This window comes from Pseudomonas sp. 3-2 (assembly GCF_019710535.1).
GTDB classification, from domain to species: domain Bacteria; phylum Pseudomonadota; class Gammaproteobacteria; order Pseudomonadales; family Pseudomonadaceae; genus Aquipseudomonas; species Aquipseudomonas pharyngis.
In genome coordinates this window covers 127,501-145,907 of sequence record NZ_CP081200.1, presented here as the reverse complement: position 1 = coordinate 145,907, position 18,407 = coordinate 127,501, and the positions used below count along the sequence as shown (strand labels likewise).

Genomic DNA, 18,407 nt, shown 5'->3' with positions numbered 1-18,407 from the left:
AGCGCGTGCTCCTAGTTAGTCGTCTCGACCGGAAATCCTTCGGCCTGCATTTTCTTCAACACATCCTGCCAGCGTGACAGGCGTTTGGTGTCACCGACCTTCTTGTTGCCCTTGGCGCCCGGCAGGTACAGCCCTTCGGCATTGAAAGAGTAGACCGGCAGCAAATCGGTTCGCTCGGCGGCCGGCTTGATCGGGTCGATCAGACTGTCGAGCACCAGCGGCATGGCGTCAGGGCTGGAATAGTAAGTCAGGACCATGTGCGCGCGGTTCTGGCGCAGGGCCTTGACGTAGGTGATGCGTAACTTGTCACTGGCCACACCGAGGTGGCGCAGGCTGAAATACTTGGCGATCGCGTAGTCTTCGCAGTCGCCGGCGCCTTTCCACAAGGCCTCGATGGGGGTTTCCCAATAATCGACCTCGTGCCACAGATCGATGTCTTCGACGTAGCGCATCTGTTTGTTGAAAAACAGGTTCACCACTTTGAGCTTTTCCATCTCGCTGACCTGCTTCTGCGTGGCCAGCAGATTCTGCCAGGCATCAATCCGCTGTTGCCCTGCGCCCAACGGCCCGTACAGTGCCGTGGCCTTGCGGCTGATCGCGGAAAAATCCCAATCGGCATGCAGGCCGCCCAGCATGATGCCGGCCAGCAGCAGCGCGCCGGCAAGCCAGCGCGCAATCCGTGGGATCACGTAACGTACCGCCAATGCAAGGCATCCAGGGCAGAGAGGAAAGCGCTTGATGGTGAAGGTTAGCCCAGCAAAAAACAATGGCACCATGAGATCATCGCTGCCGCGCTAAACTTCAGATGTGACAGGGTTCTTCTACACGGTTTGACAACCTGTAGAGCAATCACTAGTGTCCTTTGGATCCAAATCCGCAGTCATAGGGTGTGCAGTTGTGACCCAAAAGCCCAAGCCACTCCACAGCATCAAAGTCGACGGCCCGATTCCCGCGCATCTGGCGCGCTCGGTCATCGAAGAAACCCTGCGCGCCGCCATTCTCGACGGGCGCCTGCCCTGCGGCACCGCCGTGCGCCAGCAGGACTTGGCCGACCTGTTCGGTGTCAGCCGCATGCCGGTGCGCGAAGCCTTGCGTCAACTTGAGGCCCAGGGCCTGCTCAACGTCACTGCCCACAAGGGCGCCGTGGTCGCACCGCTGATTCAGGGTGACGCAACGGAAACCTACGAGCTGCGCATTCTGCTGGAGTCCGAAGCGCTGCGCCAGTCGATCCCGCTGCTGACCCCGGCCGACCACGAACGCGCGGCCGGTTTCATCGAAGAACTGGAAAACGAACACGACTACACCGAAATCGGTCGGCTCAACCGTCTGTTTCACATGGCGCTCTACAGCAAGGCGCCCAATGGCCGACTGTTGCGGCTGGTGGAAGACGGCTTGAACGAAGAAGAGCGCTTCCTGCGCTTCAACCTCGAGGCCATGGGCCTGGGCAAAATCTCCCAGGACGATCACCGCGCGCTGTTGCAGGCGGTGAAAGAGCGTGACACCGCGCACGCCGTGACACTGCTGGAGCAGCACCTCAACCGCGGTGTCGAGGTCATCACCCGTTACCTCGCCAGCTCCGCCGGCCAAAGCCGCAAAGCGGCGCACTGAATCCTCCCTCCCGGGTGAGCCTCCACTCACCCGGCGAATAACCCGCTTACAAATCCCCCCACCCGTCACGGTCATTTGCCGTGGCACATCGACGCCTGCGCTCTAACCTCCCTTCTGCTTTGAACAGCCCGGAATTTGCACCGCAAGGAAGTCATTTTCGACGATAGCCGCGGCGCCGATTTACGCGCACCCTTGAATCGCCAACCCAATATAGAACGGGGACGCGCCGCCCCGGCAGCAGTCCCCGCACCAGGAACCTACGGAAGGAGCCTTGTCACGGGAACAGGAAGAAACGGCGCTCTTACAGCCCGACTTCATCCCCTCATATCAATTCGATTACTTAATTTGAAAGTTGCTTCGAGTGAGGCATTCACTCTTGTCGTTCAATTTTGGCCATTAAACGCCGAAAGGAGCAACCACGCCCAAATAAAACTTAACTTATAAGTTTTATCAGCCCCACTCATACTTCAAAAAAAGCCAACTAAAAATAATTAAAAATAAACTTGTTAAGTTGTTTTGCGATGTATTAGTTTTTCTTCGCCGGGTTTGGATCCGAAATCACCAACCCGGCAAAACCTTGCGCTACGGCCGGGTTCGCAGCGGTTTATCCGTCTGCTGCTGTCCCGGGCCCTTCAGACATTGCCTGTTTTCATCGAAACCGAATGAGGCTGTCGTTCGCCTGGAGAAACTTGCTCAACGTTGTTAGCGATTAATTGAGCAATCCTTATTCCCTATTAACCAGAGTCTCGCAACCATGCCAACTAAAGAGCAACTTACACTGAAGAAAGCCGAACTCAGCATTCATCCGATCTTCTCCGAGATCGATTCTTTGGCGACATTGCGCCGGTTTATGGAGTCCCATGTATTTGCCGTCTGGGACTTCATGTCGCTGACCAAACGCCTGCAGCAGGAACTGACTTGCACTCGCCTGCCGTGGTTACCGCCACGAGATCCGCACGCAGCAAGACTGATCAACGAAATCGTGCTCGGGGAAGAATCGGACGATCGGCTGTCACACGGGCATTACAGTCACTTCGAACTGTACCTCGATGCCATGCGCGAAGTCGGTGCGGACACGACAGCCGTGGAACGCTTCGTCACGCTGCAGCAGGAGGGCGTGAGTTACGACGTCGCCCTGCAAAGCGTCGAGGTCGATCCGGCCGCTGCGCGGTTCGTCCGCGACACGCTGCACACCGCACTGCATGCGCCAGGGCACAGCGTTGCTGCCGCCTTCCTGCACGGTCGCGAGAGCGTGATCCCGACCATGTTCCAGCGCATGCTCGATGCCTGGGGCATCGGCGTCGAACAGGCGCCGACCTTCCGTTACTACCTGGAGCGACACATCGAGGTCGACTCCGAAGACCACGGCCCGGCTGCAGAACAACTGCTGGACCGACTGGTGGACGGCAATCCGCAGCGCGAAGCCGAGGTCTACGCCAGCGCCATCGCCGCCGTGGAAAGCCGCATCGCCCTGTGGGACGGTCTGCGCCTGAGCATGCGTGAACCGCTGGCGGAGGTGGCCCAATGAATGCCGCCGACTACCAGTCTTTCGCCGATGCCTGGGAAAGCCGCGCGACCATTCGCACCCGGCCGCGCCGCGTGCTGGAGGACGACGCGCGGCTGATCTATCCGCTCAGCCGCCAGCCGTTGGTGCTCAGCGAGACCTTCCTGCGTGAATGCCCGCAGCAGCGTGATTTCGCCCTGGTGCAGACGTTGTACAAATTCATCAACGACGTGGTGATTTTCGAAACCGAAATCGTCGACAAGACCGCCCGCAGCATCGCCAAGAACCGCTTCGCCGTGCCCTTCCCGTTCGCCTGTCGCTACGACGCCATGACCGTGGTGGTGGACGAGGATTACCACGCACTGGTAGCGATGGATTTCATGCAGCAGACCGTGGCCATGACCGGCATCGAGCCGATCGAGCTGCCGAATGAAATCGAACTGAGCCGGGCGATTCCGGCCGCCGTCGAACTGGCCCCGCAACACCTGCGCAGCGCCGTGGAGCTGATCTGCGTGGCCATCGCCGAAAACACCGTGACCGGCGACGTCGCGGCGTTCGCCCGGGACGACACGGTCAAGCCGTCGATCAAGGGCCTGATGGCCGACCACTTGCTCGACGAGGGCCGGCACTCGAGTTTCTGGGCGCGGATGGTGCGCATCTACTGGCACACCGCGAGTGATGCGGATCGCGAATGCATCGCGCAGATCCTGCCGGTGTTCATCGGCCATTACCTGACCAACGACATCCAGAAATCCTTCGACCTGCGCCTGATCGACGCCCTGCCGGTCAACGATGCCACCCGCCGCGCCCTGAAAGACGAGATGGTCGGGCTGGCCTTCCCGATCAATCGCCACCACCCGCTGGTGGGCAACATCGTGCGGTTTTTCCACAACAGTTCGCTGCTCGACACACCGTGCGTGCAGCACGCCCTGCGCGATTACCTGGTTTGACAAGGAGGCTGACATGAGACGTCTCGACATTTTGCTGAGGGGCCGCAGCCAGGCCTTGACCGACCTGGCGGAGGAGTTCGAACAACACGGTCATTCGTTGCTGACGGAGATTGCACCGTCGGTGGATCTGGTGATCGATGACGGCAGTCTTGCGCCGCAGGATTACGGCACCACATCGCAGCTGAACTTGCGCCTGGGCATTGGTGCAACGGGCATCGGCGGACTGCCGGTGCTCGATCTGCTATGCCTCTGCAACACGACACTGCTGAGCCGCGTGCCCATCGCCGACGAACCGTCCGGCAACGGTCAAGCCTTGCGCCAGCGAACACTGGCGCAGGTGGTGGACGAAGTGGCGCTGCTGGTCAGCCGCTTTTCCCGCGATGCCGAGTATTTCCAGCACGCGACAGCGGCCCGTTCGCCGGACTTCGAACAGGTGGAAAACCTGCTGTTTCTCGACAGTCTGGCCTACGTCCATCGCCTGAATGCCACGGCTAATCCGGCCTTGCTGCAACAGGCGCAGATCCCGGTGATCGAGCGGCTGCAACAGAGTCTGATCGAGCACGCGGAGCGCCCGGCGCTGCACCTCGCCGAGCAGTCGATGAGCTACCGCCAGTTGCATGCTCACAGCCGGGCGATCCAGCAACGCTTGCTGGCCATGCTGGAGACACAACCGCAACCCTGGGTGGTGGGGATTTGCCTGCCGAAATGCGATGCGCTGTTTGCTTCGATCCTGGCGACTCTCGGCAGCGGCGCGGTGTACCTGCCGCTGGAGCCGAGCCATCCACTTCAGCGCCAGCAGTACATTCTGGAAAACGCCGGGGCGGTGCTGTTGCTGCACGACGGCGAACACCCGCTGAGCGGTTCGATGCCGGGACTGGATGTCTGCCGCATCGACTGCACCGACGCCGATCTGTCGCAACCGTTGATGCGTCGTCGGCCCGAGCTCGATGCGCCGTGCATGGCGCTCTACACCTCGGGCACCACCGGGCATCCGAAGGGTGTGCTGCTGAGTCAGGCAAATCTTGCGCACTTCACCGCGTGGTACGCCGACTACGTGCAGTTGCACGCCGAGAGCCGGGTGTTGCAGTTCTCGTCACTGAGTTTCGACTCGTCGCTGATCGACATCTTCCCGACCCTGCTCGAAGGCGCGGAACTGGTAGTGCCCGACGACAACCAGCGCCGCGACCCACTGCAACTGGTGGCGCTGATCCGCCGTCGGCAACTGACCCACGCGTTCCTGCCGCCGGCGCTGTTGAGCATCCTGCCGCTGGAGCAATTGCAAAGTGTCGGGCAAATCATGACCGGCGGTGATGTGTGTGAGCCGTTCGTGATCGAGCAACTGACCCGCCAGGGCAAGCTGCACAACCTCTACGGTCCGACCGAAGCCACGGTGCTGATCACCGCGCGGCAACTGCAACCGGGCGACAGCAATCGCACGCTCGGCGGACCGATTGCCAACAGTCGGGTGCTGATCCTCGATGACGACCTGCAACCGGTGCCGGAGCAAACGGTGGGCGAACTGTTCATCGTCGGCCCCGGCGTGTGCCTGGGTTACTTGAACAATCCACAGCAGACCGCCGAGCGCTATCTGGACCTGGAGTTGCCGGATGGTCAGCGTCTGCGCGCCTACCGCAGCGGCGACATGGCCAAGTGGGGCGAGGACGGCATCGAACTGTGCGGACGGCGCGACAATCAGGTGAAGATCCGCGGCTTCCGGGTCGAGCCGGAGGAGATCGAACGGTGCCTGCGCGAGAGTCAGCTGTATCGGCAGATCGCGGTGGTGATCGACAGTCAGCGACGGATTCTGGCGTTCCTCGCCCAGCCGCAATCGGATGCCGCGCGCGAGTCGCTGAAAGCTCACGCACAGCAGTTTTTGCCCGACTACATGCAACCGGTGGCATGGACGGAACTGCCGAACATGCCGTTCGCCGCCAACGGCAAAGTCGACCGAAAAGCCTTGCTGGAATTGCCGGTCAGCGTGCAGGACAGCGGCCCCAAATGCCTGCCGGCCAACGCCGACGAAGCGCTGCTGCTGGAGATCTGGGGCGAGTTGCTAGAGCTGCCGACCAGCGATATTTCCACCGACGAAAGCTTCTTCAATCTCGGCGGTCACTCGATTCTGCTGTCACGCATGCTCCTGCGTCTGCGGGAGGAATTCGGTCGCAGCATCTCGATCAACCGCTTCATCGAACTGCCGACCATCGCCAAGCTCGCCACGCTGGTGCGCGGCACCGATGACAGCGCGGTACTCAGCGCTCAGGCGATGGCCGACGCCGAGCGAGCGCTGGAAATCGAGCCGTTGCCGATCAGCCGCATGGGCGATGTTCACAAGGTGATCGTCACCGGCGCCAACAGTTTTGTCGGCGTGCACATCGTCGAGGCGCTGCTGGGATGGGGCGCCAGCGAGGTGGCATGTCTGGTGCGCGACGGCGGCGGGCAAACCGCGGCGCAGCGCTTTGCCCAAGCGCTGCGAGAGAACCGGCTGGAGCATCTGGACCTGAGTCGGGTGCGGGTCTATTCGGCGGACATCACCCGGCCGCAACTGGGCCTGGCCAATGAGGATTTCGAGCGACTGGATCGCGAGTTCGGCGCGCTGGTGCACAACGCGGCCAACGTCAATCACGTACTCGACTACGAGTCGCTGGCGGCGGACAACGTCGAGCCGATTTTCGAACTGCTGCGGCTGTGTGAAGGACGCAGCAAGAAGGTGTTCAACTTCGTCTCGACGCTGTCGGCCTCCAGCACCGTCGACGACGCGGGCCGGGTGCTGGAATTGCCCGCCGCACCGACGCCGCCGATCTACATCCGCAACGGCTACAACCTGTCGAAATGGGTCGGTGAGCGCATCCTCGAACGGGCCCGGGAGCGTGGGGTGCGGGTCAATCTGTATCGACCCGGCAACATCAGTTTCAACAGCCTCAGCGGCGTGTGCCAGCCGCACAAGAACCGTTTGATGCTGATGCTCAAGGGCTCGATCCAGCTCGGCCAGGTACCGGCCTTCGCGCTGAATTTCGACCTGATGCCGGTGGACTTCCTTGCCCGTTTCATCGCCTTCCACGCCAGCCGTTATTCGCCCGAACGGGCGGTGTTCAACCTGCACAACCCGGAGCCTCTGAGTTGGGATGCCTACGTTGCGTCGTTCCGCGAAACCGGCAGCGAGTTTTCGCTGGTCAGCGTCGCCGACTGGCAGCAGCAACTGGGCCGGGTCGATGTCGACAACGCGCTGTTCGGCGTGCTCGGTTTCTACCTCAACGGCTTCGAGGAAGACATCGGCGACATCTCCCTGATCGGCCACGCCAACGCCCAGGCCGGCGTACAACAGATGGGCGCGCACTACCCGGAAAAATCCCCGGCGCTGCTGCGTCGCGGCTGCGACTACCTGAAAGAAATCAACTTCATCTGACTCATCAACCAAGGAGCAACACCATGAGCAATCTGCAACCCGACACCCTGATCAAGAATCCTCACGGCTGCCACGTCGTGTCTTCGGTGGAAGTGCCGGTGGACGCCAATGAGGTGTGGTCGGTAGTGGGCAAATTCGACGGTTTCGACCGTTTCATTCCGGCGCTGTCGCACATCGAAATGACCGGCGAAGGCGTGTCTTCGCTGCGCAAGAAGTTCTTCAAGGATGGCAACATCGTGGTCGAGCAACTCAACTCTCGGGACGACCAGGCGCTGAGCATGACCTGGACCACGATCTACAACACCCTGGGCGTGGCCAATCTGTGGGCGGCGATGAATGTAGAGTCGCTGGGCGCGGGCAAGTCGCGGGCAACCTGGACGATCATTGCCGAACCGGCCAGCGGTGGGCCCGAGGCACTGCCGGGGTTCAAGGACTTCGTGCAGGGCTTTGCCGATGATGCGATGGGCAATGTGCTGAAGCTGTTTGTGTAAGGTTTCAGTTCTGCGGTGATTGAGCCACCGCTATCGCTGGCAAGCCAGCTCCCACAGGTTCCCGGTCGGTCACAAATGTTGTGTGCGCCAGAAATCCTGTGGGAGCGGGCTTGCCCGCGATGAACGATCGCGGTCTGACTTGGTGTCAGATCTTGAAGCTGTCGACCAGTTGCTTCAAACGGTTGGCCTGCTGCGACAACGCATCGCAATCCTTCAACGTTTCATTGAGGTTGGCCACGCTCTGCTGGTTCAGCAGGTTGATCTGGTTGACGTCGACGTTGAGGGTTTCCACCACGGCAGTCTGTTCCTCGGTAGCGGCGGCCACCGACTGGTTCATGCCGTCGATTTCGCCGATGCGCTGGGTCACGCTGACCAGTCGCAGACCGGCCTGGTTAGCCACTTCAACGGTCTCCTCGCTGGACGCCTGACTGGCGTTCATGGTGGTCACCGCTTCGCGGGAGCCGACCTGCAGCGAAGTGATCATCTTGTGGATCTCTTCCGCCGATTCCTGGGTACGGTGAGCGAGGTTGCGCACTTCGTCCGCCACCACCGCAAAACCGCGTCCGGCTTCACCGGCCCGGGCCGCTTCGATGGCCGCGTTGAGCGCCAGCAGGTTGGTCTGCTGGGAGATGCCTTTGATCACATCGAGAATATGGCCGATGTTGTCGGTGCTCGCATTCAGGGTTTCGATCTGGGTGCACGACAGGCTGATCTTCTGCGACAGCTCGGTCATGGCCTGAATCGTCTGCTCGACCACCTGACGACCGTCATCGGCCTGCTCGCTCGCGCCGCTGGCGTGTTGCGAAGCATCGGCGGCGTTACGGGCGATTTCCTGGGTGGCGGCACCCAACTGATTGATCGCCGCAGCCACGCTGTTGGTGCGCGCGCTTTGCTCGTCGGAGCCGATGATCGAGGCGTTGGACGATGCCATCACCCGTTGCGACAGGTCGTGTACGTGTCGAGTCGCCGACGACACTTCGGAAATCGAGGCGTGAATCCGCTCGACGAACTGGTTGAAGGAACTGCCCAGTTCGCCGAACTCGTCCTTGCTTTCCACCACCAGACGACGAGTCAGGTCGCCTTCACCCTGAGCGATGTCCTGCATCGCACGGCCCATGGTGATCAGCGGACGCATCAGCACGGTGATCAGCAGGCTCAGGAACACCGCAATCGCGCCCACTGCGACGAACATTGCGATCAGTGCCGAGGTGCGGAACTGGCTGAGTGCGGCGTAGGCCTTGTCGCGGTCGATCGACAGACCGATGTACCACTCGGCATTCGGCAGACCGGCGACCGGAGTGAACGACAGGATGCGTTCCTGGCCGTTGAGCACCACGTTCTGGTTGCCCTTCTCGATACGCACACCGGCGTTCGGGTAGATGTCCTTGAGGTTCTTCATCACCTGGTCTTTGTCCGGGCTGACGATCACCTGACCGTCACCGCTGACCAGGAACGCGTGGCCCAGGCCGCCGAAGTCCACCGAGTTGATGATCTTCACCAGGGTTTCCAGACTCAGGTCACCGCCGACTACGCCGAGCAGCTCGCCGTTCTTTTTCACCGGCATGGCGATGGTCACCACCAGACCGCCAACGGCGGCCATGTACGGCGGGGTCAACATGGTCTGGTCAGCGGCCACGGCCTGCTTGTACCAGGGACGCTGACGCGGGTCGTAACCGTCCGGCATCTTCGCGTCAGGGCGCTGGGTGAACACGCCGTTGGCCTGACCGACGTAGGTGAACTGGAAGTTCGAGGTGAAGGCCGGTTGATCGACCAGGCCCGGGAAGTCGGCGTTTTTGCCTTGATGGGCAACGTTCTGCGCGAGGTTTTCCAGTACCAGAATCCGCCCGCTCATCCAGTTCTGCACACTGCTGGCGGTCAGGTCACCGGCCTGCTGGACCGAGGACTGGAGGTTCTGGCGAATGGTGTTTCGCTGCAGATAGTCGTTGTACAACGTGAACAGCGCGAACGCCAGGACCACGACGCCCGAGGCGGCCAGCAGGATTTTATGGCTGAACTTGAGATTCATTTCATGGGACTTCTTATGCGAAAAGTGGGGATGCGTTCCGGATGCAACATTCCATGTACAGCGCAGGCAGCGTTCTGACGGCTGCTCTACTTTGGTGCACGCATGTCTCACCAGTCTGTCGGCACGCTTTGGAGAAAACTTAGGGTTTTGCGGGAAATGGATGGCATTTCTGCCAGATTCCCGCCGGACGGCGTATTAGAGCGGTCGCCTCTGCTTTTTTGATGAGCGTTTGCAGCGCCGGTTGCAAATTCTGTAACCCTTGATGACAATGCGACTAATTATCATTTGTGACGTTCGGGCTGTCGCGTTCATGTCCTCACCTGAGTTGGCTGTACAGGCGCTTTACACGAGTCATCACGGCTGGCTCAACGGCTGGTTGCGCGCTCGGCTGGGCAATGCTGCCGATGCGGCGGATCTGGCCCAGGACACCTTCGTTCGCCTGTTGCAGCGCACCGAGCGCCTGGAACTCAAGTCACCCCGCGCGTTTCTGCGCACGGTTGCCCGGGGATTGGTGATCGACCATTGGCGCCGTGAGGAAATTGAACGCGCCTATCTGGAAACCATCGCCCATTTGCCTGAAGCCGAAACTCCGAGTGCCGAATCCCGCGCATTGGTGATCGAACTGCTCGAGGGCATCGCCCGCATGCTTGAAGGCTTGAAGCCAAAAGTGCGTCAGGCATTTCTGCTGGCTCAGTGCGAAGGTTTGACCCACAAACAGATTGCCGAGCAGATGGGGCTGTCCCTGCGTTCGGTGGAGCGCTACGTCGCCGACGCGCTGTTTCACTGCTACATGTTGCGGTATGAAAGCTGATGCCTGTGGATAACCTCTCGCTTGGCCGACGCGCCGAGCCACCGCAACAAGTCGTCCGACAGGCCATTCACTGGCTCCTGCGTCTGCGCAACAACCATGGCAACCCGCGTCTGAATCGTCAGTGCGAACAATGGCGCGCCGAACACCATGATCACGAACTGGCCTGGCAGCGGGTGCAGTCTCTGCAAGCCGAACTGACCCACAATCTGCGCGCCGTGCCCGGTGCGCAGGTGGCGTTCAACACGCTGGAAAACAGTGCGCAAGGGTTGGGTCGACGTCAGGCCTTGAAGCTATTGTCCGGCGCGCTGCTGATGGGCTCGGCGGGATGGCTGGCCAGCGACACTTCCGTCTGGCAACAGTGGCGTGCCGACTATGCCACCGCCACGGGCGAACGCCGTGGCTTCCAGTTGCCGGACAGCACGCGGATCGAGCTCAACACCGCCAGCAGCGTGGATCTTGATTACACCGCGCAACAACGGCTGATCAAACTGACCCGTGGCGAAATCGTCGTCACCTGCGGCGGTGCCGATGAAGGTGCGCCGTTTGATCGACCGCTGCGGGTGCAGAATCGTCATGCCAGTTACGAACCGTTCAACGCTCGATTCATCCTGCGCCAGGAAGAGGGTTGCACCCGCCTGAGCGTTACCAGTGGCCGGGTCGCGATTCATTCCGCTGGCAACTCGACGGAGGCCATCGCCGGCCAGAGCTATCTGATCGATCACCATCAGATACGTCCCGCGCCGCCGTTGGACATGGACGCCGGCGCCTGGGTCGACGGGCTGATCGTGACGCGCAACATGCGGCTGGGCGACTTCCTCGGCGAAGTCGGCCGGTATCGTCAGGGATTTCTGAGCTGTGCGTCGGATATTGCGGATTTGCGTCTGTCCGGCGTGTTCCGTCTTGAGGACACCGACAAGCTGCTGGCGATCCTGCCGCAGACCCTGCCGGTGCAATTGCGCTACCGCACCCGTTGGTGGGTGACGCTGGAGTCTGTGGTCTGAAAGTATTTTGGCGGGTTTTCGCGGCAAGTCCGGCTTAGTCAGTAAGCACTTCAACTCAGCCTTCGCGACTGCCTACGGAAACCTACAATGACTGCGCGCGTTACCTGTAAGAACCCTCTGAATTTCTCTGCCGAATCGGGATTGTTGCGCCACGCCGTTCGGGCGGCGCTGTTTTCTACTGCACTGGGCGTTGGCGTGCTGCCGAGCCTGAGCATGGCGGCCAATGCCAGCGAGGTCAGCAGCCACCGCTACAACATCGCCCCCGGACCGCTGGGCGATGCGCTCAACCAGTTCGCGCGTGAGGCGGGCATCACGTTGTCGATGACGCCGCAGCAAACCCAAGGCCGGCAGTCACCGGGTGTACAGGGCGAGTATTCGACCGATCAGGCGCTCAGTCATCTGCTCGGTGGTTCGGGTCTGGAGGCGGTCAGCCAGGACGGCAGCAGCTATGTGTTGCGCTCGGTCGCAGAAACCGAAGCGCTGGCCCTGCCGACCACCGACATCAAAGGCTTCGCCCTCGGCAACGCACTGGGCAGCATGGACGGCTATAACGCGACGCACAGTCAGATCGCCACCAAGACCAGTACCGCGCTGCTGGAAACTTCGCAAAGCGTGTCCGTGGTCACCCGCGAGCAAATGGATGACCAGGGCTCGCAAACCGTGTCCCAGGCCATGCGTTACACCCCCGGCGTGCTGACCAACCCCTACGGCGCCACGCACCGTTACGACTATGTGGCGATGCGCGGCTTCAACGACGGTTCGGTGGATAACATCTACCTCGACGGTCTCAAGTCGATGGGCGACAGCGGCACCTACAGCACCATGCAGGTCGATCCGTATTTCCTCGAGCGTGTCGATATCCTGAAGGGCCCGTCGTCGGTGCTGTACGGCCGCAGCTCGCCGGGCGGTCTGGTGGCGCTGACCAGCAAGAAGCCGCTGTACGAGGCCTATCACCAGGTTCAAGCCACCGTCGGCACTCAGGGCCAGCGCGGTGTCGGTTTTGACTTCAGCGGACCGGTCGATGACGACAAGCGCATCGCCTATCGTCTGATCGGATTGACGGATCAGTCCGACACGCAATTCGACCACAACAAGGAAAAGCGCTTCGCCCTCGCGCCGACCGTCAGCATCGATTTCAGCGAAGACACCTCACTGACTCTGCAAGCGTATCTGCAGCATGACCCGGATGGCGGCTATCACGGTGGCGTGCCGGCCGACGGCACGATTCATCAACGCAACGGTAATCGTATCTCGCCGCACTTCTTCGAAGGCGAGCCGGGCATCGATGGCTACTCCCGTGATCAGCAGTCGTTCGGTTACCAGTTCGAACACCGCTTCAACGACGTCTTCACCGCGCGGCAGAACTTCCGCTACCTCGACTCCAAAGTGAACATGGATCAGGTGTACGCCTATGGCTGGACGTCGCCGACCAGCAACGAACTGAATCGCTACTACACCGGCGGTAACGAGCGCCTCCATGCGTTCATCGTCGACAACATGCTCCAGGCCGAATTCTTCACCGGCGCGACCAAGCACACAGTGCTGATGGGTGCGGATTACCAGCGGCGCAAAACCGTGGTCGACTGGACCAGCGGCGGTCTAGCGCCGATCAACGCGTTCAACCCGGTGTACGGCAATTCCGCTATTACACCGTACGGCGAGACCAGCTATCTGCGGCGCCTGGAGCAGACCGGCGTTTACCTGCAAGACCTGATCGAAATGGACAAGTGGCGCTTCTCGCTGGGCCTGCGTCAGGACTGGGTGGAAACCTCCGACGAAAACCGTATCGCCGAAGCGGGCCGCCCGGTCGGAACCGAGATCAACGACCGACGCACCAAGCTCACCGGCCGTGCCGGCGCACTGTATCTGTTCGATAACGGGCTTGCGCCGTACGTCAGCTATTCCGAGTCGTTCAATCCGAACTCCTACGCGGACAGTGCCGGCAATCCTCTCGCACCGACCGATGGAACGCAGTGGGAAGTGGGCCTGAAGTATCAGCCGCCGGGCACCGACAATCTGTTCACCGCCTCCTTGTTCCACATCGATCAAGAGAACCTGGCGACCAAGCTGCCGCAGGAAAACTTCTATCGCGCTGTAGGCGCTGTCCGCTCTCAGGGTCTGGAACTGGAAGCGCACATGCAGTTGACCGATAACCTGAAAGTACTCGGCAGCTACACCTTCACCGACATTGAATACTCGAAGTCGATGACCAGCACCTTGAGCACACCGACCAATGTGATCGAGAACAAAGGCAACTCGCCAACCCAGGCGCCACGGCACATGGCGTCCTTGTGGGCCGACTACAAGTTCGACAGCGCGGCACTCGATGGTCTGCGACTGGGCGGTGGTGTGCGGTATGTCGGCTATAGCTGGGCGGATGCAGAGAACACCATGAAGGTGCCGTCCTACACATTGTTCGACGCATCGATTGGCTATGACCTCGGCAAGGTCGGTTTGAAGGGTGTCGACGTACGCCTGAATGCGAACAATCTGACCAACGAATCCTACGTGGCCTCCTGCGCCAGTCTGGACTTCTGCTACATGGGCGAAGAGCGCAACGTCGCCGCTACGGTCAGTTACCAGTTCTAAGCCTTTGTCTTGTGCATAAAAAAGCCAGCCCCTGATTTCAGGGGCTGGCTTTGTCGTATCTGTAGGGGAATTTTCATGCGTTCGTTTCTGGTTTTATTGCACCGGTATATCGGGTTGGCAACGGCGGTTTTTCTGCTGCTGGCAGGGGTTACCGGGAGCATTCTGGCGTTCCACCATGAGCTGGATGAGTGGTTGAATCCGGAGTTTTACGCAGCTTCAGCCGAGGGGGCGAGACTACCGCCAGGTGAGCTGGTGGATGCGGTGCAATCGTTACATCCGAAGTTGCAGGTCTGGTACATGGAGTACCCGAACGAGGCAGGCCACACGGCATTACTGGCGGCGGTTCCGCGAAATGATCCGGCGACGGGCGAACCGTTCAAAGAACGCAATGAAGTGTTCTACCTCGACCCGGTCAGTGGCGAGCAGAAAGGTCAGCGCTATTGGGGCGAATGCTGTTTCCAGCGTGAGAACTTCGTTCCGTTCATTCTCGAGTTTCACTACAACCTGACACTGCCCGGTAACTGGGGTTTGCTGTTGATGGGGTTGGTGGCCATCGCCTGGGTAATCGATTGCTTCATCGCCCTCTGGCTGACGTTGCCGCGGGGTAAACCGTTCTGGAAGAAGTGGTCGAACGCCTGGAAGATCAAGGGCGGGCATGCCTATCGGCTCAACTTCGATCTGCATCGGGCAGGGGGCTTGTGGCTGTGGTTGTTGTTGCTACCGATAGCCGTCAGCAGCGTGGCGATGAACCTGCCGAGTCAGGTCTTCAAACCTGCGGTGTCGTTGTTTTCTCCGATTGAACCGAGCGTGTATGAAGCCCGAGGACGAATGCCTGCCGAAGAGCTGGGGATCACTCGATTGAGTTATCAACAGGCATACGAAAGGGCACAGCAGGAGGGGAAAAGGTTGGGGCTGACAGCGGCGATCGGCGAGTTGTATTACAGCTTTGAGTACAACTTCTACGGTGCGGGGTTTGGACAGCATGACACCGAGGCCCACGGCAAATCCTGGTTGTTCTTCCACGGTACTGACGGACGATTATTAGGGCAGGAGATCGCAGGAGAAGGGACGTTGGGAGAGCAGTTTTATCGGTTGCAGTTGCCGATACATGGGGGGCGGATCATAGGTTTCACCGGGCAAGTGATGATCGCAGTATTGGGTGTTCTGATTGCGGGGTTGTCGGGGACTGGCGTCTACATCTGGTGGCGCAAATGGCAGGCTCGTCGGAGCAGCAAGGCACGCAGAGCGGTTTGAAGACAGGTTTTTGGTGTCCCCTGAAACGACAAAACCCCTGTCTGCTTTAGCAGACAGGGGTTTCGGAATTCAATCTTGACGATGACCTACTCTCACATGGGGAAACCCCACACTACCATCGGCGATGCATCGTTTCACTTCTGAGTTCGGGATGGGATCAGGTGGTTCCAACGCTCTATGGTCGTCAAGAAATTCTGTGACCAGCCCGTTACCGCAGTAACGTTCCGGCAAAAATCGGTGACTTCTACTAAAACAAAACCCCAACTGCTTTCGCAATTGGGGTTTCGGAATTTAATCTTGACGATGACCTACTCTCACATGGGGAAACCCCACACTACCATCGGCGATGCATCGTTTCACTTCTGAGTTCGGGATGGGATCAGGTGGTTCCAACGCTCTATGGTCGTCAAGAAATTCGGCTACTGACTCGTGACCGGATGGTCTCGCTTCAGCAAATTGGGTATGTGACAGCTGTCGGTGTTTTGTGAGCGTCGAACTTTCGGTTCATTGCGTCTTCACACACCGCAATCTGGTCTCTTTCGAGTCTACAGATTGCTTGGGTGTTATATGGTCAAGCCTCACGGGCAATTAGTATTGGTTAGCTCAACGCCTCACAGCGCTTACACACCCAACCTATCAACGTCGTAGTCTTCGACGGCCCTTCAGGGAACTCAAGGTTCCAGTGAGATCTCATCTTGAGGCAAGTTTCCCGCTTAGATGCTTTCAGCGGTTATCTTTCCCGAACATAGCTACCCGGCAATGCCACTGGCGTGACAACCGGAACACCAGAGGTTCGTCCACTCCGGTCCTCTCGTACTAGGAGCAGCCCCTCTCAAATCTCAAACGTCCACGGCAGATAGGGACCGAACTGTCTCACGACGTTCTAAACCCAGCTCGCGTACCACTTTAAATGGCGAACAGCCATACCCTTGGGACCGGCTTCAGCCCCAGGATGTGATGAGCCGACATCGAGGTGCCAAACACCGCCGTCGATATGAACTCTTGGGCGGTATCAGCCTGTTATCCCCGGAGTACCTTTTATCCGTTGAGCGATGGCCCTTCCATACAGAACCACCGGATCACTAAGACCTACTTTCGTACCTGCTCGACGTGTCTGTCTCGCAGTCAAGCGCGCTTTTGCCTTTATACTCTACGACCGATTTCCGACCGGTCTGAGCGCACCTTCGTACTCCTCCGTTACTCTTTAGGAGGAGACCGCCCCAGTCAAACTACCCACCATACACTGTCCTCGATCCGGATAACGGACCTGAGTTAGAACCTCAAAGTTGCCAGGGTGGTATTTCAAGGATGGCTCCACGCGAACTGGCGTCCACGCTTCAAAGCCTCCCACCTATCCTACACAAGCAAATTCAAAGTCCAGTGCAAAGCTATAGTAAAGGTTCACGGGGTCTTTCCGTCTAGCCGCGGATACACTGCATCTTCACAGCGATTTCAATTTCACTGAGTCTCGGGTGGAGACAGCGCCGCCATCGTTACGCCATTCGTGCAGGTCGGAACTTACCCGACAAGGAATTTCGCTACCTTAGGACCGTTATAGTTACGGCCGCCGTTTACCGGGGCTTCGATCAAGAGCTTCGCGTTAGCTAACCCCATCAATTAACCTTCCGGCACCGGGCAGGCGTCACACCCTATACGTCCACTTTCGTGTTTGCAGAGTGCTGTGTTTTTAATAAACAGTCGCAGCGGCCTGGTATCTTCGACCGGCGTGGGCTTACGCAGCAAGTGCTTCACCCTCACCGGCGCACCTTCTCCCGAAGTTACGGTGCCATTTTGCCTAGTTCCTTCACCCGAGTTCTCTCAAGCGCCTTGGTATTCTCTACCCAACCACCTGTGTCGGTTTGGGGTACGGTTCCTGGTTATCTGAAGCTTAGAAGCTTTTCTTGGAAGCATGGCATCAACCACTTCGTCGCCTAAAGGCAACTCGTCATCAGCTCTCGGCCTTGAAACCCCGGATTTACCTAAGATTTCAGCCTACCACCTTAAACTTGGACAACCAACGCCAAGCTGGCCTAGCCTTCTCCGTCCCTCCATCGCAATAACCAGAAGTACAGGAATATTAACCTGTTTTCCATCGACTACGCTTTTCAGCCTCGCCTTAGGGACCGACTAACCCTGCGTCGATTAACGTTGCGCAGGAAACCTTGGTCTTTCGGCGTGGGTGTTTTTCACACCCATTGTCGTTACTCATGTCAGCATTCGCACTTCTGATACCTCCAGCAAGCTTCTCAACTCACCTTCACAGGCTTACAGAACGCTCCTCTACCGCATCACTTGCGTGATACCCGTAGCTTCGGTGTATGGTTTGAGCCCCGTTACATCTTCCGCGCAGGCCGACTCGACTAGTGAGCTATTACGCTTTCTTTAAAGGGTGGCTGCTTCTAAGCCAACCTCCTAGCTGTCTAAGCCTTCCCACATCGTTTCCCACTTAACCATAACTTTGGGACCTTAGCTGACGGTCTGGGTTGTTTCCCTTTTCACGACGGACGTTAGCACCCGCCGTGTGTCTCCCATGCTCGGCACTTGTAGGTATTCGGAGTTTGCATCGGTTTGGTAAGTCGGGATGACCCCCTAGCCGAAACAGTGCTCTACCCCCTACAGTGATACATGAGGCGCTACCTAAATAGCTTTCGAGGAGAACCAGCTATCTCCGAGCTTGATTAGCCTTTCACTCCGATCCACAGGTCATCCGCTAACTTTTCAACGGTAGTCGGTTCGGTCCTCCAGTCAGTGTTACCTAACCTTCAACCTG

The 18,407-nt window shown here is 59.2% G+C and carries 11 protein-coding genes and 3 rRNA genes (1 of these 14 running past the window's edge); 9 read left to right on the top strand and 5 right to left on the bottom strand.

Annotation, left to right across the window (positions count from 1 at the left end; genetic code table 11):
* Positions 1-11 precede the first annotated feature (11 nt).
* Positions 12-704, bottom strand: a complete 693-nt coding sequence (lapG, locus tag K3819_RS00690; protein ID WP_039773040.1) for a cysteine protease LapG — start codon at positions 702-704, stop codon at positions 12-14.
* A 193-nt stretch (positions 705-897) separates the two neighbouring features.
* Here lapG and K3819_RS00685 point away from each other — a divergent pair, with 193 nt between their 5' ends.
* The 5 genes from K3819_RS00685 (at position 898) to K3819_RS00665 (ending at position 7,956) form a co-directional block, all read left to right on the top strand.
* Entirely contained in the window at positions 898-1,608 is a 711-nt protein-coding gene (locus K3819_RS00685) for a GntR family transcriptional regulator (RefSeq protein ID WP_221398446.1), read from the top strand.
* Positions 1,609-2,362: 754 nt separating this feature from the next.
* A complete protein-coding gene (locus tag K3819_RS00680; RefSeq protein ID WP_221398445.1) occupies positions 2,363-3,136 on the top strand; it encodes a DUF3050 domain-containing protein in 774 nt (257 codons plus the stop codon).
* A complete protein-coding gene (locus tag K3819_RS00675; protein ID WP_221398444.1) occupies positions 3,133-4,062 on the top strand; it encodes a diiron oxygenase in 930 nt (309 codons plus the stop codon). The genes K3819_RS00680 and K3819_RS00675 overlap by 4 nt, the downstream gene beginning before the upstream one ends.
* Before the next feature lie 13 nt (positions 4,063-4,075).
* A complete protein-coding gene (locus K3819_RS00670; RefSeq protein ID WP_221398443.1) occupies positions 4,076-7,465 on the top strand; it encodes a non-ribosomal peptide synthetase in 3,390 nt (1,129 codons plus the stop codon).
* A gap of 23 nt (positions 7,466-7,488) precedes the next feature.
* Positions 7,489-7,956, top strand: a complete 468-nt coding sequence (locus K3819_RS00665; RefSeq protein WP_085613337.1) for an SRPBCC family protein — start codon at positions 7,489-7,491, stop codon at positions 7,954-7,956.
* Between the two features lie 145 nt (positions 7,957-8,101).
* Here the strand turns inward: K3819_RS00665 and K3819_RS00660 are convergent, their stop codons facing one another.
* Complete coding sequence (locus tag K3819_RS00660; RefSeq protein WP_064592567.1) at positions 8,102-9,982, bottom strand: methyl-accepting chemotaxis protein; 1,881 nt, start codon at positions 9,980-9,982, stop codon at positions 8,102-8,104.
* 310 nt (positions 9,983-10,292) lie between these two features.
* On the opposite strand from K3819_RS00660, the gene K3819_RS00655 reads away from it, so the two are divergent.
* The 4 genes from K3819_RS00655 to K3819_RS00640 all read left to right on the top strand — a co-directional run bounded on the left by K3819_RS00655 (position 10,293) and on the right by K3819_RS00640 (position 15,637).
* Positions 10,293-10,793, top strand: coding sequence for a sigma-70 family RNA polymerase sigma factor (locus K3819_RS00655; protein ID WP_221398442.1), 501 nt, complete (start codon positions 10,293-10,295; stop codon positions 10,791-10,793).
* Positions 10,793-11,794: a FecR domain-containing protein gene (locus K3819_RS00650; RefSeq protein WP_221398441.1), complete on the top strand. Its 1,002-nt coding sequence runs from the start codon at positions 10,793-10,795 to the stop codon at positions 11,792-11,794. Before K3819_RS00655 ends, K3819_RS00650 begins: the two co-directional genes overlap by 1 nt.
* Positions 11,795-11,881: 87 nt before the next feature.
* Positions 11,882-14,383 carry a TonB-dependent siderophore receptor gene (locus K3819_RS00645; protein ID WP_221398440.1) on the top strand — a complete coding sequence of 834 codons (2,502 nt, stop codon included), beginning with the start codon at positions 11,882-11,884 and terminating at the stop codon, positions 14,381-14,383.
* 75 nt (positions 14,384-14,458) lie between these two features.
* Positions 14,459-15,637, top strand: a complete 1,179-nt coding sequence (locus tag K3819_RS00640) for a PepSY domain-containing protein (protein WP_221398439.1) — start codon at positions 14,459-14,461, stop codon at positions 15,635-15,637.
* 73 nt (positions 15,638-15,710) lie between these two features.
* On the opposite strand, the gene rrf (K3819_RS00635) is transcribed toward K3819_RS00640, so the two are convergent.
* The 3 genes from rrf (K3819_RS00635) to K3819_RS00625 form a co-directional block, all read right to left on the bottom strand.
* Positions 15,711-15,826, bottom strand: a 5S ribosomal RNA gene (rrf, locus tag K3819_RS00635).
* Between the two features lie 106 nt (positions 15,827-15,932).
* A 5S ribosomal RNA gene (gene rrf / locus K3819_RS00630) occupies positions 15,933-16,048 on the bottom strand.
* Between the two features lie 156 nt (positions 16,049-16,204).
* Positions 16,205-18,407 (bottom strand): 23S ribosomal RNA (locus tag K3819_RS00625); it runs 688 nt beyond the window's last position.